This is a genomic window from Streptomyces sp. NPDC050418, from assembly GCF_044458745.1.
Classification (GTDB): Bacteria; Actinomycetota; Actinomycetes; order Streptomycetales; family Streptomycetaceae; genus Streptomyces.
Window position 1 is genome coordinate 185,330 of record NZ_JBITIG010000017.1, and the last position, 22,932, is coordinate 208,261.

Below are 22,932 nucleotides of genomic sequence, written 5' to 3' on the forward strand. Positions count from 1 at the left end.
GCTGTGTCGTCTTCCCCTGACTCCGCCGCCGGCAGCGCGCCGATAGCCGACCCGGCCCCCCAGTCCCTCTGCGCGCGTGAGCCGCACGTCCCGGCCGAGCGGCTCGTGGCCGAGATGGTGCCTCCGCCGCGGTTCCGGAAGGCGCGCTTCGAGACGTACGTACCGGACGCGTCGCAGCCCTCTCAGGCGCAGGCGGTCGAGGTCCTGAGCACTTTCGCGGGCACGCTCGGCGGGGCCCACGCGACCGGGGCGGGCAAACGGCGCTGGTTCCAGAAGAAGCCGCAGGCGCCGGCCGGACCGCGCGGGGTGTACCTCGACGGCGGCTACGGCGTCGGCAAGACCCATCTGCTCGCCTCGCTGTGGCACGCGACCCCGGCCGAGCCGCAGCTCAAGGCCTTCGGCACGTTCGTCGAGCTGACGAACCTGGTGGGCGCGCTCGGCTTCCAGCAGACCGTGGCGACGCTGAGCGGCCACCGGCTGCTGTGCATCGACGAGTTCGAACTCGACGACCCGGGCGACACCGTGCTCGTCTCGACGCTGCTCGGCAAACTTGTCGACGCGGGCGTGGCACTCGCGGCGACGTCGAACACGCTGCCGGGCAAGCTGGGCGAGGGCCGCTTCGCCTCGGCCGACTTCCTGCGCGAGATCCAGGGCCTGTCCGCGCACTTCAAGGCGCTGCGGATCGACGGCGAGGACTACCGCCACCGCGGACTGCCCGAGGCGCCGCAGCCGTTCAGCGACGAGCAGGTCGCGAAGACCGCGTACGCCACCCAGGGCTCCAGCCTCGACGACTTCCCGCACCTCCTCGACCACCTCGCGAAGGTGCACCCGAGCCGGTACGGGGCGCTCACGGACAACCTGACGGCCGTCTGTCTGAACGGCGTCGAGGCCGTGCCCGACCAGTCGACGGCGCTGCGCCTCGTGGTCCTCGCGGACCGGCTCTACGACCGCGAGGTGCCGGTGGTCGCGTCCGGGCTGCCCTTCGACCGGATCTTCGGTGAGGACATGCTCAAGGGCGGCTACCGCAAGAAGTACTTCCGCGCGATATCCCGGCTGACCGCGTTGGCGCGGGACGGAAAGCGGCTGGTCGACAGCGTCTGAGCGGGTTCGGGCGTGGGCGTTGTCAGTGGGCGCCGATAGCCTGGAAAGGGCTCCGGCCCCCGGGCGGGAGGGGACTGTCCGGCCCACGCAAAGCGTGGACACGCCACTCCGAACGCTACGCGCGTGGTTCCCGCGCGGGGAACTGCGTGCTACACACATGCGGGTCACGTTCCTGTCCGCCAACAGGGAGTTGTCCGAATGACCGAGACACACATGTCCGCATCCCGTCGCCAAGTCCTCACCCGTGGTGGGGCCTTGGGCGTCGGAATCGCCTTCGCCGGTTCGCTCTCCGATCTCTTCACAGGGAGCGCCGCCGCGCACGGCAGAGGCGGCTACGGCCCGCTCGTACCCGATCCGAACGGCCTGCTCGATCTGCCCAAGGGCTTCCGGTACAAGGTGCTCTCGCGTGAGGGCGGTCAACTGCCCTCCGGCGAGGGCAAGGTGCCGACCAACTTCGACGGCATGGCCGCCTTCGCGGGCCGCCGCGGCGGTACGCACCTGGTGCGCAACCACGAGAACCGGCACAACGGCAAGATCGGCGTCCCGGTGGTCGAGGGCCTGACGTACGACCCGGCCGCGAAGGGCGGGTGTACGGCGCTCTCGCTGGACCGGCGCAACAATGTGCTCGACGAGCGGGTCGCCATCGCCGGCACCGCGGTCAACTGCGCGGGCGGGCCCACCCCTTGGGGCACCTGGCTCACCTGCGAGGAGAACGAGGACAAGGCCGGCACCAACGGCTACACCAAGGACCACGGGTTCATCTTCGAGGTCGACCCGGTGGACCCGCACCGTACGGGAGCGGTTCCGCTCACCGCGATGGGCCGCTACCAGCACGAGGCGATCGCGATCGACCCGAGGCGCGGTGTCGTCTACGAGACGGAGGACGCTTTCGAGCGGCCCTTCGGGCTCTTCTACCGCTTCCTGCCCAACAAGCCCGAGGGCGGGCGCGGTTCGCTGCGCGCGGGCGGGCGGCTCCAGGCGATGCGCGTACCGGGCGTGCCGGACCTGTCCGCCGTCCAGGAGACGGGCACGTGCTTCAAGGGCATCGAGTGGGTCGACGTACCGGACCCGCTGGCGGCCGAGACGCCCATCCGGCTGCAGGACTTCGGGCCGAAGGGCATCACGCACGCCCAGAAGCTGGAGGGCTGCTACTGGGGCGGCAACTCGGTCTACTTCGTCTCCAGTTACGCCCGCAGCCGCGAGGGGTCGGCCGGTGACCACTACGGCCAGATCTGGAAGTACGAGCCGTCCGCGCGCAAGCTCACGCTGGTGATCGTCTTCGGTCCGGACACCGACGTCCAGCTGCCCGGCGAGGAGCCGGACAACATCTGTCTGGCGCCGAGCGGCGGTCTGATGGTGTGCGAGGACGGCGAGGGCGCCCAGCACGTGTACGGGCTGACCCGGCGCGGCGAGGTGTACTCGATGGCCGGCAACCGGCAGAACATCGGGACGCCCGAGGAGCCGGAGTGGGGCGAGTTCGCGGGCGTCACCTTCTCGCCGGACTTCGACACGATGTACGTCAACTGCTACAACCCCGGCACGACCTTCGCGGTGACGGGGCCCTGGCACAGGTGACGGACGGCTGAGCTCTCCCGGCGGTGCCCGCGCGCGGTCGCGGGCACCGCCGATCCGTCGCAGGATCGGGGCGAGGGGGCCGAGTCAAGGGATGGGCTGTGGCGAAGACCAGGAGCAAGGCACCGAAGGCGTCCAAGGCGGAGAAGCCCGGCAAGAAGGCGGGGAAGGCGTCCGGGAAGGCTCCCGGGAAGGCGTCGGACAAGCCCAAGGGTGCGAAGAAGGCTGCTCCCCCGCTCGCCGACGTCCTCCGCGTCCCCGAGGGCGAGCGCCTCGACCTCTCCTCGTACGACACGCGCGCCACCCCCGGCGGCCCGGTGGACAAGGCCGCGGCGCTGGCCGACATGGCCCGGATGGGTGAACGTCTCGCCGACCTCCAGGAGCGGCTGTACGCGGCGAGCACCGCGGGTGACCGGCGGCGGATGCTGCTCGTCCTGCAGGGCATGGACACCAGTGGCAAGGGCGGCACGGTCAAGCATGTGATCGGCCTGTTCAACCCGTCCGGCTGCCGTATCAAGGCTTTCAAGGCGCCCACGGCCGAGGAGCAGAACCACCCGTTCCTGTGGCGGATCATGAAGGCGCTGCCCGAGCGCGGCGAGATCGGGATCTTCGACCGGTCGCATTACGAGGACGTGCTGATCGCCCGCGTCCGCGATCTGGTCCCGCGCAGCCAGCTCGGCCGCCGCTACGGCCAGATCAACCGCTTCGAGAAGTCCCTTACGCACGACGGCGTCACCGTCATCAAGTGCTTCCTGCACCTCGGCAAGGACGAGCAGCGCGACCGTCTGCTCGAACGCCTCGACCGCCCGGACAAGCACTGGAAGTTCAACCCGGGCGACATCGAGGAGCGCGCGTTCTGGCCCGCGTACCAGGAGGCGTACGAGATCGCACTCGAACGCTGCTCCACCGAGGCGGCCCCCTGGTTCGTGATCCCCGCGGACCGCAAGTGGTACCGGAACTGGGCGATCAGCAAGCTCCTCCTCGAACATCTGGAGTCCCTGGACCCGCAGTACCCGAAGGCGGACTTCGACGTGGCGGAGAGCCGGGAGCGGCTGCTCTCGGCAGGCTGGCAGGGCTGACCGCGCCGACCGCGCCGCGCCCGGACCTGCACCAGCACCAGCACCAGCACCAGCACCTGGAGTGATGATGGCGGACAACCGGCTGGACCCGACCGTGGCGCAGCTCGTCGACGCGCTCAATGCCGGCGACAGCGACGCGTTCTTCGCGCTGCTCACCGAGGACGCGAGCATGAGCGACGACGGGACCGAGCGCGATCTGCGCGCCTGGATCGGGAGCGAGGCCTTCGGCAGCAATGGCCGTATGGACGTCGAATCGGTCGCGGACGGCGGGACCTCCCTGATCGCCACCTATACGAACGACCGCTGGGGTGCGATGCGTACGGCCTGGCGGTTCACGGTGGCCGACGGCAAGGTGTCACGGTTCGAGACCGGACAGGCCTGAGCGGGGGAGGTCGAGGGCGGACACCGAGGGAAATGAGCGGTTTGTCTGATTTATCGGGCTAGCGTCCGCGCATGACCGTCCTCAGCACCCGCGTCCGCTCAGCCCTTGCCTGCTGTCTGCTCGCCGCCGCCCTCGGAGGCTGCGGCTCCCCGGCGCCCCCGCCCGTCAAGCCCGGCCCCACGCCCTCGGCGAAGGCCTCGCGGCCGCCGACGCTCGCGCCCGGGCCGCAGGGGCTTGCGCCCGTGTTCAAGAACGGGAAGCGCCAGGAGAAGGTCGTCGCGCTGACCTTCGATGCCGATATGACGGCCGATCAGGGGCCGCGGGCCGCGCGCGGCGAGAGGTTCGACAATCCCGGGCTGATCCGCACCCTCAGGACGTTCGAGGTGCCTGCCACCGTGTTCATGACGGGGCGGTGGGCCGAGGAGTACCCCGCGCAGGCCAAGGCGATCGACGCCGACCCGCTCTTCGAGGTCGCCAACCACTCGTACAGCCATTACGCCTTCACGAAGGACTGCTACGGCCTGCCGACCGTCGCGCCGAAGGACATGCGCGCCGATGTCGAGAAGGCCTTCGCCGCGTTCAAGAAGGCCGGGGTGCGCGATGCCGTGCCGTACTTCCGTTTTCCCGGCGGCTGCTACGACAGGACGGCGCTGAAGTCGCTCGCGTCCAGCGGGGTGACGGCGGTGCAGTGGGACGTGGTGAGCGGGGACGCGTTCGCCACGGATGCGGATGCCGTGGCGCAGGACGTGCTCAGTGGGGTCCGGCCCGGATCGGTCGTCGTCATGCACTGCACGCGCAGCGCCGCGCCCGCGACGGAGAAGGCGCTGCACACGATCGTGCCGGAGCTGCGCAAGCGTGGATACCGGTTCGTGCGGGTCTCGGAGTTGATGGGGGCCGCCACGGGCGCAGCCCGCTGACGCCGAGCTACGGCTGGGGACCCCTCCGGGCCGGGGCGCGTGGCGCGGTCGGTGACGCGGCCGCACGGCGGTCAGCCGCACGGCCGCACCGCGGTCATCGGCGCAGCCACACCGCCGTGTCGTCCGGCAGCAGACCGTCGGCGCCGAGCGGTCCACTCCCGAGCAACTGCGCGTCGTGCGCGGGAAGTTCGACCGGCCGGCCGGAGAGGTTCACCACGCACACCAGGCCGTCCGTACGGGCGAAGGCGAGGACGCCGTCGTCGGAGGGCAGCCAGGTCATCGGGCCGTCGCCGAAGCCGGGCGTCGTGTGCCGCAGCCGCAGTGCCTCGCGGTACAGGGCGAGCATCGAATGGGGGTCGGCGTCCTGGCGGTCGACGGCATAGTGCGGCCAGTCGGCGGGTTGCGGCAGCCACGGCTCCGTACCGCCGCCGAATCCGCTGTGCGGTGCGCCGGCCGCCCATGGCAGTGGGACGCGGCAGCCGTCGCGGCCCGGGTCGGTGCCGCCGGAGCGGAAGTGCATGGGGTCCTGGATGCGGTCGAGGGGGATGTCGGCCTCGGGCAGGCCCAGTTCCTCTCCCTGGTAGAGGTAGACGGAGCCGGGGAGCGCGAGGGTGAGGAGGGCCGCGGCGCGGGCGCGGCGGGTGCCGAGGTCCAGGTCGGTGGGGGTGCCGAAGGTCTTCGTGTCGAAGTCGAAGGCGGTGTCGGTGCGGCCGTAGCGGGTGACCGTGCGGGTCACGTCGTGGTTGCAGAGCACCCAGGTGGCGGGGGCCTTGACGGGGGCGTGCTCGGCGAGGGTGTCGTCGATGGTGCGGCGCAGCCGGCCGGCGTCCCAGGGGCAGGCGAGGAAGTTGAAGTTGAAGGCCGTGTGCAGTTCGTCGGGGCGCAGGTAGCGGGCGAAGCGCTCGGAGTCGGGCAGCCAGACCTCGCCGACGAAGATGCCGCCGTACTCGTCGGCTATCGCGCGCCAGGAGCGGTAGATGTCGTGGATCTCGTCCTGGTCGATGTACGGGTGCGGGTCCACGCCCTCGGTGAAGTCGGGCAGGCCGGGGTGTTTGGTGAGCAGGGCCGCGGAGTCGATGCGGACGCCGGCGACGCCGCGCTCGAACCAGAAGCGCAGTACGTCCTCGTGCTCGCGGCGGACCGTGGGGTGGGACCAGTTGAGGTCGGGCTGCTCGGGGGCGAAGAGATGCAGGTACCACTCGCCGTCGGGGACGCGGGTCCAGGTGTCGCCGGCGAACTGGGAGGGCCAGTTGTTCGGGGGCAGTTCGCCGTGCTCGCCGCGTCCGGGGCGGAAGTGGAACAGCTCGCGTTCGGGGCTGCCGGGGCCCGCGGCGAGGGCCGCCTGGAACCAGGCGTGCTGGTCGGAGATGTGGTTGGGGACGATGTCGACGATCGTGCGGATGCCGGATGCGGCGGCCTCCGAGATCAGTTTCTCGGCCTCGTCGAGGGTGCCGAAGGCCGGGTCGATGGTGCGGTAGTCGGCCACGTCGTAGCCGCCGTCGACGAGCGGCGAGAGGTACCAGGGGGTGAACCAGACGGCGTCCACGCCGAGCCGGGCGAGGTAGGGCAGGTTCGCCCGGACCCCCGCGAGGTCCCCGGTGCCGTCGCCGTCGCCGTCCGCGAAACTGCGGGGGTAGACCTGGTAGATCACGGCGTCACGCCACCATGCGACGGTGCGTTCGGACGTCTGGACAGCTGCCACGGGGGGTCCTTTCGGGCAGGTGGGGACCCCGCCGCCGGTCGTGGCGGGGGCATTGGATGGACGACCGGCGGCGGAGCGCATTTCCGGAGTGGGAAGCGAAGTCGGGTGCGGTACGGCGGGGCGGCCGGGCTCAGCCCTTGAGGCTGCCGGCGGTGAGGCCCGCCATGATGCTGCGCTGGAAGACGAAGAACACGATGATCATCGGGATGCTCGCGATGACGAGTCCGGCCATGATCTGGTTCTGGCCGACCGCTCCCGCGGTCTGCGACAGACCCACGCTGATCGTCATCTTCTCGCTGTCCGGCAGGACGAGCAGCGGCCAGAGGAAGTCCTTGAACACCATCACCACGGTGAAGATGGAGACCACGCCGAGGATGGGCCGCGAGATCGGCAGGATGATCGAGACGAGCACCCGCCAGGGCGGTACCCCGTCGATCTCGGCCGCTTCGAGGATCTCGTCGGGGATCGAGTCGAAGAACCGTTTGAGCAGGAAGATGTTGAAGCCGTTGGCGGCCACCGGGAACCAGATCGCCCAGGGCGAGTTGAGTAGGTTCCAGCCGAAGAGCGCCACGTCCGTCGCGTTGACGTACGCCGGGATCATGACCACGATCGGCGGGATCATCAGCGTCGCGAGCATCGCGCCGAGGATCGCGTTGCCGAACATCGGGCGCAGCTTGGACAGGGCGTACGCGGCGGTGACGTCCACGGCGAGGGTGAAGAGCCAGCCGCCGATCGCGTAGAAGAGCGTGTTCTTCAGGAGCAGTCCGATGTCGAAGAGCTCCCAGGCGTCCGCGAACACGGAGAAGTCCGGGTCCTTCGGCCAGAGCGTCGGCGGCATCTGGGCGATTTCCTCGCCCGACTTCATGGCGCTGGTGACCATCCAGTACAGCGGGAAGACGAAGACCAGGGTGAACAGGAGCACGACGCCCGCGAACACGGCCCAGTAAATGCGGGTCCCCCAGCGGGACTTGAGCTCCAGGGGCGAGACGATCGTGCGGGAGTGGCCGTCGGCCCAGGCGGCGCGGCGGCGCTTCCTCCTGCGGCGGGCGGGCGGTGGAGTCACCTTGCGGGACGCCTCCGGGGAGTCGGGGTGGGCGGGTGTGTCGACTGTGTGGGCCACGGGACTACCTCTTCTCGTCGCGGGTCAGCCGGAGCTGGACCGCGGCGACCGCCAGGAGAACGATCATGAGCATCACGCCGAGCGCGCTGCCGGCGCCGTAGTTGCCGCCGAAGCGGAAGGCGTACTGGAACATCAGATAGGCGACGGTGACCGTGGAGTTCTCGGGTCCGCCCTCGGTGAGCATGTAGGGCTCGATGAACACCTGCATCGTGGCGACGAGTTGCAGCATCAGCATGAGCAGCAGGATCAGCCTGGTCTGCGGGACGGTGACGTTCCAGATCCGTTTGAAGATCCCCGCGCCGTCGAGTTCCGCCGCCTCATAGAGCTCACCGGGGATGTTCTGCAGCGCGGCGAGGTAGATCAGGACGCCGGCGCCCATGTTCATCCAGGTGGAGACGATGACCAGGGAGATCAGGGCGGTGTCCGTGGAGTCGAGCCAGGCGAGCGTCGGCAGTCCGAAGAAGTCGAGCACCTGGTTGAACAGGCCGGGCCCGGGATCGTAGAACCACTTGAAGAGCAGCACCGAGACGATCGGCGGCAGCATCACCGGGAGATAGACGACGAAGCGCAAGTAGGCGCGGGCGTGCCGCAGTTCGTTGAGGACGATCGCCACCGCGAAGGGGATCACATAGCCGCACACGAGGGCGAGAAGTGTGAAGACGACCGTGTTCTTCCATGCCTGGCCGAACGCCGGGTCCTCGATGACCGCACGGAAGTTGTCGAGCCCGACCCACGTGGGCTCGTCGACCAGATTGGTCTCCTGGAAGCTCATGATGATCTGCCGGATCATCGGCCACCAGGCGAAGAGCGCGAAGCAGAAGAGCGCCGCGCACAGGAATCCGTACGCCGTGATGTTGGTGCGGACCGCCCTGCGCCTGCGGGACGGTGGCCTGCGCGGCGGCCGTGTGGGCCGCTTCGCCGGCAGGGTGGTGGTGTCCATGTGATCTCCCGTTCCGCGCCGCGGTACGGGGCGCCGCCCACCGGGACGGCACCCCTGGTCCGTGACGGTCAGCTCTTCGCCAGAATCGCGTTCGCCTTGGTCTCGGCGTCGGCGAGCAGCTTGTCGATGTCGGCGTTCTCGCGGGTCAGGACCGCGGACATGGCCACATCGAGCACGGCGTAGAGCTCCTGCGCCTTCGGCGGCTCCAGCTTGGGCGCGACGCTCGTCGAGGCATCCACGTACGTCTGGTAGTTGCCGACCGGGAGCCTCGCGTTGTCGGTACGGAGCTTGATGATCTCCTTGCCGGTCGGCGAGTCGCCCATGTAGTCGTTGTTGGGGACGCCCACCGGGTCACCGTTGGCCTTGCCGCGCGCGTAGTCGTGGCGGCCCTTGCCGGGGGTGTTGAACTGGAAGTCGATCCACTGCATGGCCGCCTTGGTCTCGGCGGCGCTCGCCTTGGGGTTGACCATGTAGGCCTCGCCGCCGGTGAGCGACGCCTTGCCCTCGGGAATACCGGTGATGCCGTAGTCCTCGACCTTGCCCTGGAACTTCTGCACCACGTCGGTGACGACGTCGGGCGCGCCGAGCATCATGCCCGTCTTGCCCGCGCCCATCGCCTGCATCAGGGACTCCCAGCCGATCAGGACCTTGGAGCCGGTGCTGTTGTCCTCCCAGCGCATGTCGTGCAGCGTCTGCAGGACGGCCTTGCCCTCGGGGCTGTTGAAGGCGGCCTTGCCGTCGGTGACCATCTCGCCGCCGCGGCTGAAGATGGACTGCGCGAAGTGCCAGCCGCCCGTGTTGCCGCCGCCGTACTCGCCGTATCCGACGTAGCCGTCACCCAGGTCCGCGATCTTCTTCGCCGCGTCCCTGACCTCGTCCCAGGTCTTCGGCGGGGCCTCGGGGTCGAGGCCGGCCTCCTTGAACAGGGCCCGGTTGTAGACGAGTCCGACGCTGTAGTTCACGTTCGGGACGCCGTAGACCTTGCCGCCCTCCGTGACCATGTCGCGGGCTTCCTGCTTGATGTCGCCGTAGTTCTTGACGAGATCGGTGACGCCCGAGATGTCCTTCGCCTGCTTCTTGGATATGACATCCGCGTAGTTGGTGACCGGCACCACGAACACGGTCTCCATCTGGCCGCCGGCCAGCTTCGCGGCGAAGGTCTTCGGGTCGAAGCACGGCTGCTGGTCCGTGCTCTTGACCTTGACACCGGGGTGCGCCTTCTCGAATGCGGCGACATCGTCGTCCCACGCCTTGCGTGTCTTGGGCGCGGTCTTGGCCGGCTGGCACGCAACGGTGATCGTGACGTCTCCCTTGTCCCCCGAGTCCGAATCGCCGCCGCACGCCGTGGCGGTGAGAACCAGACTCGTCGAGGTCAGGAGGATCGCGAGGTTACGGGGCTTCATTACGGCTCCTCTGGGGTGATGCCCAGGGCACTGCCCTGATCGGTGCGTCACATTAGGACGGCCAACAGAGCTACGCAAGATTCTGATCCAACATTGCAAGATTACGACTGCATCACGGCAGTGATCTTTGCTTGCAGCCGTCTGTCGAGAATTTGCGAAATCTCGCCGACATCTTGTGATCATTCGCCGGCACTGCTTGAGTGTGCGGCCGTAGGCGCCCGGGCCCGCTCCCTCCCCAACCCCCATTCAGGAAGGTGCACCCGCAGATGCATCGACATGTCATGTCCACGCTCGTCGTGGCGATTTCGCTGGTGGGAAGCGTGGTCGGCGTCGCCGTCCCCGCCGCCGCCGCAGAAGAGGCCGCCGCAGGCGCCTCGCTCCCCTTCACGCCCCTGGAAGCCGAGTCCGCCGCGTCCACCGGCGCGAGGATCGGCCCCGACCACACCCAGGGCACGCTCGCCAGTGAGGCATCGGGACGGCAGGCCGTCCGTATCGCAGCAGGTCAGCACGTGGAGTTCACGCTCGAATCGGCGGCGAACGCCGTGAACGTGGCGTACAGCGTGCCCGACGGGCAGAGCGGCTCCCTCGCCGTATACGTGAACGGCAGCAAGCTGGAGCGCTCGATCCCCGTCACTTCCAAGTACAGCTACGTCGACACGCCATGGATTCCGGGAGCAAAGACGCATCACTTCTACGACAACGCCCGGATTCTGCTCGGCCGTGAGCTGCAGGCGGGCGACAAGGTGCGCCTTGAGGCCGTCTCCACCCAGGTCACGGTCGATGTCGCCGACTTCGAGCGGGCCGGTCAGCCGGCGACGAAGCCGGACGGGGCCGTCTCCGTCGTCGACAAGGGCGCCGACCCCACCGGACAACAGGACTCCGCGCAGGCCTTCCGCGAGGCGATCAGCCAGGCCAAGGGCAGCGGCGGCACGGTGTGGATCCCGGCGGGCGAGTTCAGGGTCGGCTCCGAGCTGAGCGGCGTGGAGAACGTGACGGTCCGGGGCGCGGGCCACTGGCACTCGGTCGTACGGTCCTCACGGTTCATCAACCAGTCGAACTCCGCGGGCAAGGTCCACCTCAAGGACTTCGCGGTGATCGGCGAGGTCACCGAGCGGGTCGACGGCAACCCCGACAACTTCGTCAACGGCTCGCTCGGCCCCGGATCCTCGGTCTCCGGTATGTGGCTGCAGCACGTCAAGGTCGGCCTGTGGCTGACCGGGAACAACGACAACCTCGTCGTCGAGGACAACCGCTTCCTCGACATGACGGCCGACGGACTCAACCTCAACGGCAACGCACGCGGCGTCCAGGTGCGGAACAACTTCCTGCGCAACCAGGGCGACGACTCGCTCGCGATGTGGTCGCTGAACGCCACGAACGACGGTTCCACCTTCGCGAACAACACGATCACCCAGCCGAACCTGGCGAACGGCATCGCGATCTACGGCGGCCGTGACATCACCGTCGAGGACAACCTCGTCCTCGACACCAACGCGCTCGGCAGCGGGATCGCCATCTCCAACCAGAAGTTCCTCGACCCGTTCTTCCCGCTGTCGGGGACGATCACGGTCTCCGGCAACACCCTCGTGCGTACGGGCGCGATGAACCCCAACTGGAACCACCCGATGGGCGCGTTGCGGGTCGACGCGTACGACAGCGCCATCGAGGCCACGGTGAACATCACCGGCACGACGATCGAGGACAGCCCGTACAGCGCGTACGAGTTCGTCTCCGGCGGCGGGACCGGGAAGGCCGTCAAGAACGTGACCATCGACGGATCGACCGTGGACAAGGTGGGCACGGTGGTCGTCCAGGCGGAGACGCCGGGCGCCGTACGGATGAGCAACGTGAAGGCCACCGGGGTCGGCGCAGCGGGGATCTACAACTGCCCCTACCCGTCCGGCTCCGGCACCTTCGCGCTGACCGACGGCGGCGGGAACTCCGGCTGGGACAGCACCTGGGCGGACTGCACGACCTGGCCCACGCCCGGCGGCGGCAACCCGGACCCCGATCCCGACCCGGACCCCGATCCCGGCCGCAACCTGGCGAAGGGCCGGCCGGTCACCGCGACCGGATCCGCCGACGTGTACGCGCCGGGGCGGGCCGTCGACGGTGACGCCTCCTCGTACTGGGAGTCGGTGAACCACGCCTTCCCCCAGTCCCTCACGGTCGACCTCGGCTCGGCGCAGCCCGTACGCCGGGTGGTCCTGAAGCTGCCGCCGGCACAGGCGTGGGCGGCGCGGACGCAGACGCTGTCCGTGCAGGGAAGTGCGGACGGCGAGCAGTTCAGCACCCTGGTCGCGTCGGCCGGCCACCGCTTCGATCCGGCGAGCGGCAACACCGTCACGGTGGCCGTGCCCGCCTCCGCGCCCGATGTCCGCCACCTGCGGGTCCATGTGACCGCCAACAGCGGCTGGCCCGCGGCCCAGTTCAGCGAGGTCGAGGCGTATCTCGGCTGACTCCTGGACCCCGTTGCTCCGTCCTGTTCGCACTGATCCGGCCTGTTCGCACCGATCCGGCCTGTCCGCACTGAGAGGAACGCAATGAGAGCGAGACGACACACCAGGCGGCTGACCGCCGTCCGGCTGGGTGCCGGGCTGCTTGCCTCGGCCCTGGTCCCCATCGGAACGGCAACCGCCGCCGCCCCTGCCCCGGGGGCCGTCGCCAAGAAGGCTGCCGTCGAGAACCTGGCCGTCGGCAAGCCCATCGAGGCCTCGTCCTCGACCCAGAACTACTTCGCCACGAACGCCAACGACGATTCCACCAGCACGTACTGGGAGGCGAGCGGCCACCCCTCGACCCTGACCGTCAAGCTGGGCGCGGACGCCGAGCTGTCCTCCGTCGTGCTCAAGCTGAACCCTGACGCGGCCTGGTCGAAGCGCACCCAGGACATCGAGGTGCTCGGCCGGACGCAGGACGGCGGGAGCTACACCACGCTGAAGGCGCAGGCGGACTACGTGTTCGACCCGGCGGCCAACCAGAATTCCGTGAGCATCCCGGTCACCGGCAGCTACGCCGACGTCCAGCTGAAGATCTCCGGCAACTCGTCCGGGTACGGCGGCCAGATAGCCGAGTTCCAGGTCAACGGTGAACCCGCGCCCAACCCGGACCTCACGGTGTCCGGCCTGACCTGGTCCCCCGCCGCCCCCAGCGAGAACGACGCGATCACCGCGAAGGCGACCGTACGGAACACGGGCACCGCCGACGCCGCGGCCACCGCGGTCGAGGTGAGCCTCGGCGGCACCGTCGCGGGCAGTGCGCAGGTGCCGGCGCTGGAGGCCGGCGCCTCGGCCGAGGTCGATGTGGCGCTCGGCAAGCGGGCCGAGGGCAGTTACACGGTGTCGGCGGTGGTCGATCCGGCGGACACCGTCGCCGAGCAGGACAACGAGAACAACAGCCTGACGGCCGAGGACAAGCTGACCGTCGGCCAGTCCCCCGGGCCTGACCTGCAGGTCACCGGGATCACCTCCAACCCGTCGAGCCCGGCCGTCGGTTCGGACGTCACCTTCGCGGTGAAGGTGCACAACCGCGGCACCAGCGCGGTGAGCGCCGGTTCGGTGACGCGTCTGACGGTCGGCGACAAGACGCTCGACGGCACCGCCCCCGCCGTCGCCGCGGGTGAGACCGCCACGGTCGGCATCGACGGCAGCTGGACGGCCACAAGCGGCGGCGCCACACTCACCGCGACCGCCGACGCCAGCGGTGTGGTGGAAGAGACCAACGAGGACAACAACGTCCTGTCCCGCTCCATCGTCGTCGGCCGCGGCGCCGCGGTCCCGTATGTCGAGTACGAGGCCGAGGACGGTACGTACGACGGGACGCTGCTCGAAGCGGACGCCGAGCGCACCTTCGGGCACACCAACTTCGCCACCGAGTCCTCGGGCCGCAAGTCGGTACGCCTCACCTCGACCGGCCAGCACGTCGAGTTCACCTCGACGAACGCGGCCAACTCGATCGTCGTCCGCAACTCCATCCCGGACGCGCCGGGCGGCGGAGGTCAGCAGAAGACGCTGAGTCTGTACGCGGACGGACAGTTCGTGCAGAAGGTGACGCTGTCCTCGAAGTACAGCTGGCTGTACGGGAACACGGACCAGCCCGAGGGCCTCACCAACACCCCGGGCGGTGACGCGCGCCGCCTGTTCGACGAGTCGCACGCGTTGCTCGCGCAGACCTATCCGGCGGGTACGAAGTTCAGGCTGCAGCGCGACGCCGGGGACGATGCCGCGTTCTACATCGTCGACCTGATCGATCTCGAGCAGGTCGCACCGCCGGCGCAGAAGCCGGCCGCGTGCACCTCCATCACGGAGTACGGGGCGATCCCGAACGACGGGATCGACGACACCACCGCGCTCCAGAAGGCGGTGACCGCCGACCAGAACGGTGACATCGCCTGCGTGTGGATCCCGGCCGGGCAGTGGCGCCAGGAGCAGAAGATCCTCACCGACGACCCGCAGAACCGGGGCCAGTTCAACCAGGTCGGCATCCGTGACGTGACGATCCGCGGCGCCGGCATGTGGCACTCGCAGCTCTACACGCTCACCCCGCCGCACGAGGCGGGCGGCATCAACCACCCGCACGAGGGGAACTTCGGCTTCGACATCGACGACAACACCAAGATCTCGGACCTCGCCATCTTCGGCTCGGGCCAGATCCGCGGCGGCGACGGCAATGCCGAGGGCGGGGTCGGGATCAACGGCCGGCTCGGCAAGGACACCAAGATCAGCAACGTCTGGATCGAGCACGCCAACGTCGGCGCCTGGGTGGGCCGCGACTACTCCAACATCCCCGAGCTGTGGGGGCCGGGCGACGGCCTCGAGTTCAGCGGGATGCGCATCCGCAACACCTACGCGGACGGCATCAACTTCACCAACGGCACCCGGAACTCGACCGTCTACAACTCGTCGTTCCGCAACACCGGCGACGACGCGCTCGCCGTCTGGGCCAGCAAGTACGTGAAGGACACCTCGGTCGACATCGGCCACGACAACGTGTTCCGCAACAACACCGTCCAGCTGCCGTGGCGCGCCAACGGCATCGCGGTGTACGGCGGTTACGGCAACAAGATCGAGAACAACCTCGTGTACGACACCATGAACTACCCGGGCATCATGCTCGCCACGGACCACGACCCGATCCCGTTCACGGGCCAGACCCTGATCGCGAACAACGGTCTGTACCGCACGGGCGGGGCGTTCTGGAACGAGGACCAGGAGTTCGGCGCGATCACGCTCTTCGCGCAGGGACCGAGCATCCCCGGGGTCACGATCCGCGACACGGACATCCACGACTCGACGTACGACGGCATCCAGTTCAAGACGGGTGGCGGTGACATGCCGGGCGTGAAGATCGAGAGCGTGACCATCTCGAAGTCCAACAACGGCTCGGGCATCCTCGCGATGGGCGGGGCGCGGGGCAGCGCCACGCTCACGAACGTGGACATCAGCGGGTCGCGGGACGGGGACGTGCTCGTCGAGCCCGGTTCGCAGTTCGTGATCGACGGGGCCGGGTCCACCCCGGCCGCTTCCCGGGTGGGTCAGCAGCTCTCCGGGCTCTGACCTCCCGCGTTCACCGATACCGCCCGGGTCCGCTGTTCGGATCCGGGCGGTTCCTCGCGTGGCGGTGTGCGGTACGCGCGCAGGGGCGCGTTCGTCGCGGCCACGGCGGCGATGGCGACGGCCGCGGACAGGCCGCCCACGACAAGTGAGAACGAGGCGGAGGTGGCCGAGGCCAGCAGGCCGCCCCGGAAGTTGCCGAGTTCGGGGCCCGCGACCCCGATGACGTGCTCCACCGAGGAGACCCTCCCCCGGTACGCGTCCGGGGTCTCCAGCTGCACCAGGGCGCCGCGGGTGATGACGGACACGGTGTCCGCGGCACCGGCGACGGCCAGGCAGAGAAGCGCCGCCCACAGGGGCCCCGCCAGGCCGAAGCAGGCCAGCGCGAGACCCCAGACGGCCGCGGCGGACAGCTGCACGAGGCCGCTGCGGCGCCACCGGGTGACCGTGCCGGAGAGCAGACCGGCCGTGATGCCGCCGACCGCGACGGCCGAGAGGAACAGTCCGAGGGTCTGCGGACTCCCGCCGAAGCGGACCTCGTTGACCAGCGGGAAGAGCGCGATGGGCATGGCGAGCAGCGTCGCCGAGAGGTCGGTGGTCATCGAGCCCCACAGCGTCGGCCGGATCAGGATCCGCCAGGCACCGCGCTCCGGGCGGTGCCTGGCGTCCTCCGCCGCGGCGGCGACCGGTGTGGCTCGTTCCGGGCGCATCGCGGGCAGCCGCGTCAAGGAGAGGGCCGCGACAGCCGTGGCCACGGCCTGGGCGGCGTACGCGGCGGAGACGTCCCAGCGGGCCATGACGAGACCGGCCAGGGCGGGTCCGGCCAGCATCGACGCCTGGAACGAGACGTTCATCAGCGCGAGGCCCGGGGCGACCTGGTCGCCCGGCAGCAGGCGGACGGGCATGGTCTTCCGGGCGGGAGCGCCGAGCGCGCCGCAGCTCGCGCCGGCCGCCACCAGGACGAGCAGCAGGACCACATTGCGGTTGCCGGCCAGGGCCTGGGCCCACAGCGCCGCGGAGGCGAGGAGCTGACCCACGGTGGTGGCCCGCGCGACCGTACGGCGGTCGAGTCGGTCGGCCACCGTGCCGCCGAGCAGCCCGAAGAGCACCATCGGCACTCCCGTGGCGAGCCCGATGGCCCCGGTGCCGACCGGGCTGCCGGTCAGGTCCCACACCTGGGCCAGCACCGCCACGGTGGCCATCTGTCCGCCGAGTTGGGCGGCGGAGGTACCGATCCACAGGTCGCGGAACGGCCGGCTGGCGCGCAGCGGGCGCGTGTCGAGGAACCGGAGCCGCCCTCTCATCGCGACGGCTCCTCGATGTGGTCGAGGATCCGCTGCCGCATCGTCCGGCGCTCCAGGGCCTTCCGTACTTCCTCGACGACGCTGGTCATCGCGTAGGGGACCTCGCCGTCGAGCTCGGCGACCGTCCGGTGGGTGGCGCGCCACTCCGCCTCCAGGAACGGCACCAGGGCTCGGCCCCGTTCGGTCAGGTCGATGCGCCGTGTCCGGGCGTCGGGCCCCGGTTCGGAGGTGACGAGATCCTCCTTCCGCATGGCCGTGACGGTCTGGCTGATCGCGGAGTGCGAACGGCCCAGGGATGTCGCGAGCTCGCGGATCGTCAGCGGTCCGGTGTGGGCGAGCCGGATCAGCGGATAGGCGAACCGGGGCCGTACGCCCTCGATGCCGCGCTCGCGGTAGACCCGCTCGATCTCGGCGTCCATGGCCGCGAGCAGCTCGTGCAGGGTGTGCCAGGGGTCGGGTTGCGTGGTGGGGTCCGCGGAGGCGGAGGGGTCCGGGGCAGTACTGTCCGCAGATGTCACAGCGCTAATATAACAGCGCTGTGATAAATGGCCAGGCCTCCGTTGCACGGCTTGCTTCTCGCCGCTTCCGCTTCGCCGCTTCCGCTTCGCCGCTTCCCTTACGGTGAGGGGATGGCCGACGACGAGAGTTACTGCGAAGCGGATACGCCCGGTGCGGAAGCGCGGACCGGCGAGTCGACCGGCCCGTCCGGCCCTCCCTACGCGGAGTGCGTCCTGTGTCGCGAGCCCACGGAGTACCCGGAGTCCACGAAGGGCAGCACGCTCTGTCCCGTCTGCGAGTGGCGGGAGGCGGAGCGGGCGGCCTGTTCGGGCTAGGGCCCGTCCCAGGCACGATCCACCGGGCAGGCCCTAACTGTCCTCCGGCTCAGCCTCGCCGTGCGCTGAGGCCGCACGAAACCCCCGCCGCGGCGGCCGCGGCGAGGAGGGCCGCCGCGAGAGGCAGCGGGGAGAGCGGGACCGATCCCGTGCGGGAGCCCGTGATCAGGGAGGAGATGGCGTCCTGGGCGGGGGAGCCCGCGAGGACCGCGACGAGCAGGGTCGCCAGGCACATCAGCGCCATCGACAGACCGCGGCTGCGCTGCACCGGCCAGGTGCACAGGGCACCCACGGCCGCCCCGGTCAGCGTGCAGACCGCGGCCGCGAGCAGGCCGGAGGCCAGGGCGCCCGGCACGGGGACGGCCACGGTTCCGTCCGTGTTGTGGGCGTCGGCGAGGACGACCGTCACGATCGTGCCCGCCAGGCCGAGGAGCGCCGCCGCGCCCGATGCCGTGAGCAGACAGGCCAGTTGGGCGCGCCAGGGTGCGGTCGCGGCGACGACGCAGTGGCGCGCCGCGGCCGGCTCCTGGGTGGCGCAGACGCGGACCAGCCAGGCCGTCACGGGCAGCAGTGCGGCCGCCGCGTAGCCGAGGGAGTCCAGCACCGGATCGCCCATGCTGACGCCGACGGCGAGCAGCGCCCCGTACAACACGGCCGGTGCGAGCCAGCGTTGGGAGCGCAGGAGCAGGGCGGCGTGGTAGCCGAGCAGTGCGGTCATCGTTCACGCGCCGGGGCCGGGGAGTCGGAGGGGGACGGGCGGGGCGGTGTCCTGTCGGGTGGTGTCCCGCCGGGTGGTGTCCCGTGGATCCGGTGCGGTGATGCATGGACGCGGCGGATGTGCCAGGGGACGTCTGCGGTCAAGAGCGCCCGCAGCAGTGCGTCGGAGCGGTCGGCCGGGACGGTGAAGCACACCGTGCCCGCGGGATCCGTCTCGTAGGTGGCCCCGGCCGGCAGCCCGTCCGGGAGGCGGCTGCCGTGCGGGGCCTCGGCTTCGACGCGGACGCGGGGCGCGCGGCCCGCGCCGCCGCTCGCCTCGACGGCGACCAGGGCCGTGCCCTCCACCTCGTACGCGGCCGCGACCTCGTCCGCGAGCCGGCGCGGGTCGTGGTCGACGAAGAGCACACAGGAACCGGCCGCGACCCGCTCGGTCACGGCCTGGTCCAGCTCGTCGCGGGCCGCCGCGTCGAGGCCGGTCCACGCCTCGTCGAGCACCAGCAACTCGGGCTCGGCGAGCAGGGCCTGGGCCACGGCCACCTTCTGGCTGGTGCCCTTGGACAGCTCGGAAAGCGCGCTGCCGCCGTACGCCCCCGCCCCGAAGCGCTCCAGCCAGTGCTCGGCCCGCGCGCGGGCGGTCCGCCGGGACAGACCGTGGATCCGGCCGAGGTGCGTGAGGTAGCCGTGGGCCGTGAAGGGCAGCGCGGGCGGGAAGCGCTCCGGTACGAACGCCGTGCGCGGGCGGCCCTCGATCCGGCCCGCGGTGGGCGCGTCGATGCCCGCCGCGAGCCGCAACAGGGTTGATTTCCCTGTGCCGTTGGCGCCCGTGACGCGGACCAGGGTGCCCGCGGGCAGGCTCAGACCGACACCGCGCAGCACCCACGGTCCACCGATCCCGTAGCGGCGGCCTACGTGGTGGAACGTCAGCATGGACCTCAGTGTGCCTTGGGCTGGGTGGCCGGTGCCTCGCTGGGCCGGACGATGACGTACCCCTCCCCTTCCAGCTTCAGCTGCACCGCCTCGCCCGAACCGCCGCGCACCATCGAGCCGATGGACTGCGAGCGGTGCAGGGAGGTGTGCAGCGACGAGTTCCAGCCCACCACCGCGTCCGTGTCCACGAAGACCGGGGCCTGCGGCGAGACGGGTATGACGATGGGCTCCCCCTCGCAGATCACGCCGAGCTTGCCCTGCCCGGTGAACACGCTGTTGAACAGCCCGCCGCCCGCGATCCCCGAGCCCTTCACGGTCTTGATCTCGTACGAGAGCGTGGGATCGAAGCACAGGACATTGCGCCCGTTGATCGTGAGCGCGTCCCCCGGCTCCACGTCGACGATGAAGCAGTTGGCCGCCTGCTGTGCGAACCAGGCCTCGCCCTGGCCGCGCACCGCCATGAGCGGCAGCCCCTCGCCGGTGACGGCCCGCTTGAGCATGCCGCCTATCCCCTGCCCCTTGCGCTCGAACTGCAGATTTCCGCGGTAGGCGACCATCGCGCCCTGGCGCGCGTACATCTCGCCATTCACCACGTACTTGATCGACTTGGAGTTCTGCAGGCTCATCCCGGGCACGGTGGCCGGCTGAGCCATGTGCTGCGCGGCAAACAGGTCGCTCTTCATGCCTTGCATCCTCGCGCGCGGCACTGACAACGCCAAGAGACCAAGGGCTATACCGCGCACACTTTCGTAGGGGCAGGGGCGGACTCCTGGCAGACTGGGACGGGTGAGCAGCGAGAACCCCTCCGTGAACACCTCTGTGGACTCCTCCGAGGACCCGGCCCAGGACAGCCCCTTCCGGCACGAGAACGAGCGTCGGGACGAGGCGCCGCAGTTCGTCCTGCCGCTCGTGGTGCACCTGGAGAAGACCGCTCCCCCGGCGCGCACCGACGCCCTGGAGACGGCGGCCCGCGCGGTGCTCGTGATGCTCAGCGACCCGCGTTCGCTCGGCGACGGCGAGTGGGCCGAGGCGATGCGGGACTGGCAGGACGCCCGGATCCGCAAGGTGGTCCGGCGCGCTCGCGGCGCCGAGTGGCGCAAGGCCGCAGCGCTGCCCGGTCTCACTGTCACCGGCAAGTCGGCGGAGGTCCGCGTCTTCCCGCCGGTGCCGCTGGACGGCTGGCCGAAGGAGCTCGCCAAACTCCAGGTGTCCGGTACGGAGTTGGAGGACCCGGAGCCGCCCGTGGACCCCGATCCCGCGGGGACGGTCCTGTGGCTGAGCCCCGATGTCGACATGTCGGCGGGCAAGGCCATGGCCCAGGCGGGCCACGGCGCCCAGCTCGCCTGGTGGGAACTGTCCGGTGCGGAGCGCGAGGAGTGGCGCGACGCGGGCTTCCCCCTCGCGGTCCGTACGGCGGCCCGCGGCCAGTGGGCCGCGCTGACCACGAGCGGCCTGCCCGTGGTCAGGGACGCGGGGTTCACCGAGATCGCCCCCGGTTCGTGCACGGTCGTCGCCGACCATCCGGCGTTGCGGCGATGAGTACGGCCCGCGCCGCGGCCGGCGAAGGCGAGGCGGCACCGAGCACACGCGACGGCCGCGTCGAGCGCGGCAACCGCACCCGGCGCCTCGTGCTCCGCCACACCGTCGACATCGCCTCCGTCGAGGGCCTCGAAGCGCTCTCGGTCGGGCGGATCGCCACCGAGCTCGGGCTCAGCAAGAGCGGGGTGTTCGCCCTGTTCGGCTCCAAGGAGGAGCTGCAGCTCTCGACGATCCGCGCGGCGGCGCGGATCTTCACGGATGAAGTGATCGCCCCGGTGCGGGACTTGCCCGCGGGAGCGGACAAGGTGCGGCGCCTGTGCGAGTCCTGGCTGGCCTATTCGCAGGGGCGGGTCTTCCCCGGGGGCTGCTTCTTCTCCGGCGTGTTCGCCGAGTTCGACGCACGCGAGGGCTCGGTGCACGACGCGCTCGTCGGGACGCAGGACGCCTGGCTCGGTCTGATCGAGACGTACGTGCAGGAGGCGCGCGAGGCCGGGGAGCTGGCGGCGGACACGGACGCGGCGCAGGTCGCCTTCGAGCTGGCCGCGCTGATGGAGGCGGCCAACGCCCACTCCGTACTGCACCGGGACATCCGTGCGTACGACTTGGCGCGCAAGGGCGTCCTGTCGCGGCTGTGCGCCGCTGCCACCGACCCCTCGTTCGTACGCGACGACGGCTGAGGGCTTCCCCGCCGCAACCACCCATCCCGAACATCGAGAAGCGCTCCACCGGAAACTAATAGCACGACCGGTCGTTTAGTTTTATGCTCGATGCATGACGACGACCCGACCCCCGCGCATCCTCCGCACCCGCTGGACCCCGGGGCCCGTCCCCTTCTCGCTCTGCCCGGTCCATGTGAGCGTCACCGAATTCACCGCGCGCGGGCACGCCCAGGCGGGCGCCGTCGCGCTGGCCGGGCTGCGGCTGCGCCGCACCTGGCACCGCACCCCGGGCGCCCTCGGCATGTGGCTCTGGGCCGACCTCGCGGGCCGGCGCTCCGGCGCCGTGTCCGTGTGGGCCGACGAGGTCGCCCTCAAGAGCTTCGTGACCCGCCCCGACCATCTCGATGTCGTCCGCGCCCACCGCGGCCGCGGCGAACTGCGCGCCACCTTCTGGGCGGCCGAGGACTTCGATCCGGACGCGGTGTGGGCCCGCGCCCACGGCCTCCTGCGCGGCACAACTCCCTGGCCCCACCCGCCCGTACACCTGGAGGAAGCATGACGCCGTACGTCGAGTTCGACCGCATCGCCGTCACGGAGACGCTGCGGCTCGTCCGCAGTGCCGGCGCCTCGGACTGGGGCCGGCCGACCCCTTGCGCGGGCTGGACGCTCGGCGATCTGGTCGCCCATATGACCGCGCAGAACCGCGGGTTCGCGGCCGCCGCGCGCGGCGAGGGCGGTCTCGCCGCGTACTGGCGCGTGCCCGAGGCGGGGTCCGGTCCGGTGGACGCGTACGGCCTGTCGGTGGCGGCCCTGATCGCACCGTTCGCCGAAGGCGGCGGGACCGAGGCCGCGTTCGTGCTGCCCGAGCTGGGCGGCGCCTTCCCGGCCCGGGTCGCCGTGTCCTTCCATCTGCTCGATGCCGCCGTGCACGCGTGGGACGTGGCCGTCACACTCGGGACGGAACCTCAACTCCCGCTCCCCGTATGGGAATCGGTGCTGCGGATCGCCCGGCGGATACCGGACGGCAACCGGGCGCCCTTCTTCGGTCCGGCGCTGCGGCCGCACGCGGGTGACGGCGATCCGGTCACGAGCGCACTGAAACTGCTCGGCCGCGACCCCCACTGGTCTCCGGACGACCAGGAACCGCCACAGTCACTCTGAACACAACATCCCGGGATTGCGTAT

21 protein-coding genes are annotated in these 22,932 nt (G+C 70.4%); 12 read left to right on the plus strand and 9 right to left on the minus strand.

What is annotated here, in order from left to right; genetic code table 11:
* Positions 1-3: 3 nt before the first annotated feature.
* The 5 genes from zapE to ACIBI4_RS33285 all read left to right on the plus strand — a co-directional run bounded on the left by zapE (position 4) and on the right by ACIBI4_RS33285 (position 5,051).
* Positions 4-1,101 carry a cell division protein ZapE gene (gene zapE, locus ACIBI4_RS33265; RefSeq protein WP_399207937.1) on the plus strand — a complete coding sequence of 366 codons (1,098 nt, stop codon included), beginning with the start codon at positions 4-6 and terminating at the stop codon, positions 1,099-1,101.
* A 198-nt stretch (positions 1,102-1,299) separates the two neighbouring features.
* Positions 1,300-2,676 (plus strand): alkaline phosphatase PhoX, encoded by a 1,377-nt coding sequence (locus ACIBI4_RS33270; protein ID WP_399207938.1) that lies wholly within the window; start codon positions 1,300-1,302, stop codon positions 2,674-2,676.
* Between the two features lie 98 nt (positions 2,677-2,774).
* Positions 2,775-3,752, plus strand: coding sequence for a PPK2 family polyphosphate kinase (locus ACIBI4_RS33275; RefSeq protein ID WP_399207939.1), 978 nt, complete (start codon positions 2,775-2,777; stop codon positions 3,750-3,752).
* Positions 3,753-3,819: 67 nt separating this feature from the next.
* Positions 3,820-4,134 (plus strand): nuclear transport factor 2 family protein, encoded by a 315-nt coding sequence (locus tag ACIBI4_RS33280; RefSeq protein WP_399207940.1) that lies wholly within the window; start codon positions 3,820-3,822, stop codon positions 4,132-4,134.
* Between the two features lie 71 nt (positions 4,135-4,205).
* Positions 4,206-5,051, plus strand: a complete 846-nt coding sequence (locus tag ACIBI4_RS33285; RefSeq protein ID WP_399207941.1) for a polysaccharide deacetylase family protein — start codon at positions 4,206-4,208, stop codon at positions 5,049-5,051.
* A 94-nt stretch (positions 5,052-5,145) separates the two neighbouring features.
* Here the strand turns inward: ACIBI4_RS33285 and ACIBI4_RS33290 are convergent, their stop codons facing one another.
* The 4 genes from ACIBI4_RS33290 to ACIBI4_RS33305 all read right to left on the minus strand — a co-directional run bounded on the left by ACIBI4_RS33290 (position 5,146) and on the right by ACIBI4_RS33305 (position 10,216).
* Positions 5,146-6,753, minus strand: coding sequence for a glycoside hydrolase family 13 protein (locus ACIBI4_RS33290; protein WP_399207942.1), 1,608 nt, complete (start codon positions 6,751-6,753; stop codon positions 5,146-5,148).
* A 130-nt stretch (positions 6,754-6,883) separates the two neighbouring features.
* A complete protein-coding gene (locus ACIBI4_RS33295) occupies positions 6,884-7,744 on the minus strand; it encodes a carbohydrate ABC transporter permease (RefSeq protein WP_399207966.1) in 861 nt (286 codons plus the stop codon).
* A 133-nt stretch (positions 7,745-7,877) separates the two neighbouring features.
* The gene (locus ACIBI4_RS33300) at positions 7,878-8,813 is read right to left on the minus strand and encodes a carbohydrate ABC transporter permease (protein ID WP_399207943.1); all 936 of its coding nucleotides are present in this window, start codon (positions 8,811-8,813) and stop codon (positions 7,878-7,880) included.
* A gap of 68 nt (positions 8,814-8,881) precedes the next feature.
* On the minus strand, positions 8,882-10,216 hold the full coding sequence (locus tag ACIBI4_RS33305; protein ID WP_399207944.1) for an ABC transporter substrate-binding protein: 1,335 nt from the start codon (positions 10,214-10,216) through the stop codon (positions 8,882-8,884).
* Between the two features lie 281 nt (positions 10,217-10,497).
* Here ACIBI4_RS33305 and ACIBI4_RS33310 point away from each other — a divergent pair, with 281 nt between their 5' ends.
* Entirely contained in the window at positions 10,498-12,675 is a 2,178-nt protein-coding gene (locus ACIBI4_RS33310; RefSeq protein ID WP_399207967.1) for a discoidin domain-containing protein, read from the plus strand.
* 84 nt (positions 12,676-12,759) lie between these two features.
* Positions 12,760-15,771: a CARDB domain-containing protein gene (locus ACIBI4_RS33315; RefSeq protein ID WP_399207945.1), complete on the plus strand. Its 3,012-nt coding sequence runs from the start codon at positions 12,760-12,762 to the stop codon at positions 15,769-15,771.
* Here the strand turns inward: ACIBI4_RS33315 and ACIBI4_RS33320 are convergent.
* A complete protein-coding gene (locus tag ACIBI4_RS33320; RefSeq protein WP_399207946.1) occupies positions 15,750-17,072 on the minus strand; it encodes an MFS transporter in 1,323 nt (440 codons plus the stop codon). The two genes, ACIBI4_RS33315 and ACIBI4_RS33320, sit on opposite strands and share 22 nt — an antisense overlap.
* The gene (locus ACIBI4_RS33325) at positions 17,069-17,590 is read right to left on the minus strand and encodes a MarR family winged helix-turn-helix transcriptional regulator (RefSeq protein ID WP_399207947.1); all 522 of its coding nucleotides are present in this window, start codon (positions 17,588-17,590) and stop codon (positions 17,069-17,071) included. The genes ACIBI4_RS33320 and ACIBI4_RS33325 overlap by 4 nt, the downstream gene beginning before the upstream one ends.
* Positions 17,591-17,701: 111 nt before the next feature.
* Here ACIBI4_RS33325 and ACIBI4_RS33330 point away from each other — a divergent pair, with 111 nt between their 5' ends.
* Positions 17,702-17,905, plus strand: coding sequence for a hypothetical protein (locus ACIBI4_RS33330; protein WP_399207948.1), 204 nt, complete (start codon positions 17,702-17,704; stop codon positions 17,903-17,905).
* 49 nt (positions 17,906-17,954) lie between these two features.
* On the opposite strand, the gene ACIBI4_RS33335 is transcribed toward ACIBI4_RS33330, so the two are convergent.
* Genes ACIBI4_RS33335 through ACIBI4_RS33345 form a run of 3 tightly spaced genes read right to left on the minus strand, consistent with a single transcriptional unit; the run spans position 17,955 to position 20,232 of the window.
* Positions 17,955-18,623 carry an ABC transporter gene (locus ACIBI4_RS33335; protein ID WP_399207949.1) on the minus strand — a complete coding sequence of 223 codons (669 nt, stop codon included), beginning with the start codon at positions 18,621-18,623 and terminating at the stop codon, positions 17,955-17,957.
* The gene (locus ACIBI4_RS33340; RefSeq protein ID WP_399207950.1) at positions 18,620-19,549 is read right to left on the minus strand and encodes an ATP-binding cassette domain-containing protein; all 930 of its coding nucleotides are present in this window, start codon (positions 19,547-19,549) and stop codon (positions 18,620-18,622) included. Before ACIBI4_RS33340 ends, ACIBI4_RS33335 begins: the two co-directional genes overlap by 4 nt.
* A gap of 5 nt (positions 19,550-19,554) precedes the next feature.
* On the minus strand, positions 19,555-20,232 hold the full coding sequence (locus tag ACIBI4_RS33345) for an AIM24 family protein (RefSeq protein ID WP_399207951.1): 678 nt from the start codon (positions 20,230-20,232) through the stop codon (positions 19,555-19,557).
* Between the two features lie 103 nt (positions 20,233-20,335).
* Between ACIBI4_RS33345 and ACIBI4_RS33350 the strand changes: the two genes are divergently transcribed.
* From ACIBI4_RS33350 to ACIBI4_RS33365, 4 genes are all read left to right on the plus strand, one after another.
* Positions 20,336-21,088, plus strand: coding sequence for a peptidyl-tRNA hydrolase (locus ACIBI4_RS33350; RefSeq protein WP_399207952.1), 753 nt, complete (start codon positions 20,336-20,338; stop codon positions 21,086-21,088).
* Positions 21,085-21,765, plus strand: coding sequence for a TetR/AcrR family transcriptional regulator (locus ACIBI4_RS33355; RefSeq protein WP_399207953.1), 681 nt, complete (start codon positions 21,085-21,087; stop codon positions 21,763-21,765). The genes ACIBI4_RS33350 and ACIBI4_RS33355 overlap by 4 nt, the downstream gene beginning before the upstream one ends.
* A 94-nt stretch (positions 21,766-21,859) precedes the next feature.
* Positions 21,860-22,306, plus strand: coding sequence for a hypothetical protein (locus ACIBI4_RS33360; RefSeq protein WP_399207954.1), 447 nt, complete (start codon positions 21,860-21,862; stop codon positions 22,304-22,306).
* Positions 22,303-22,908: a TIGR03086 family metal-binding protein gene (locus ACIBI4_RS33365; protein ID WP_399207955.1), complete on the plus strand. Its 606-nt coding sequence runs from the start codon at positions 22,303-22,305 to the stop codon at positions 22,906-22,908. The genes ACIBI4_RS33360 and ACIBI4_RS33365 overlap by 4 nt, the downstream gene beginning before the upstream one ends.
* The last annotated feature ends 24 nt before the right edge of the window (positions 22,909-22,932 follow it).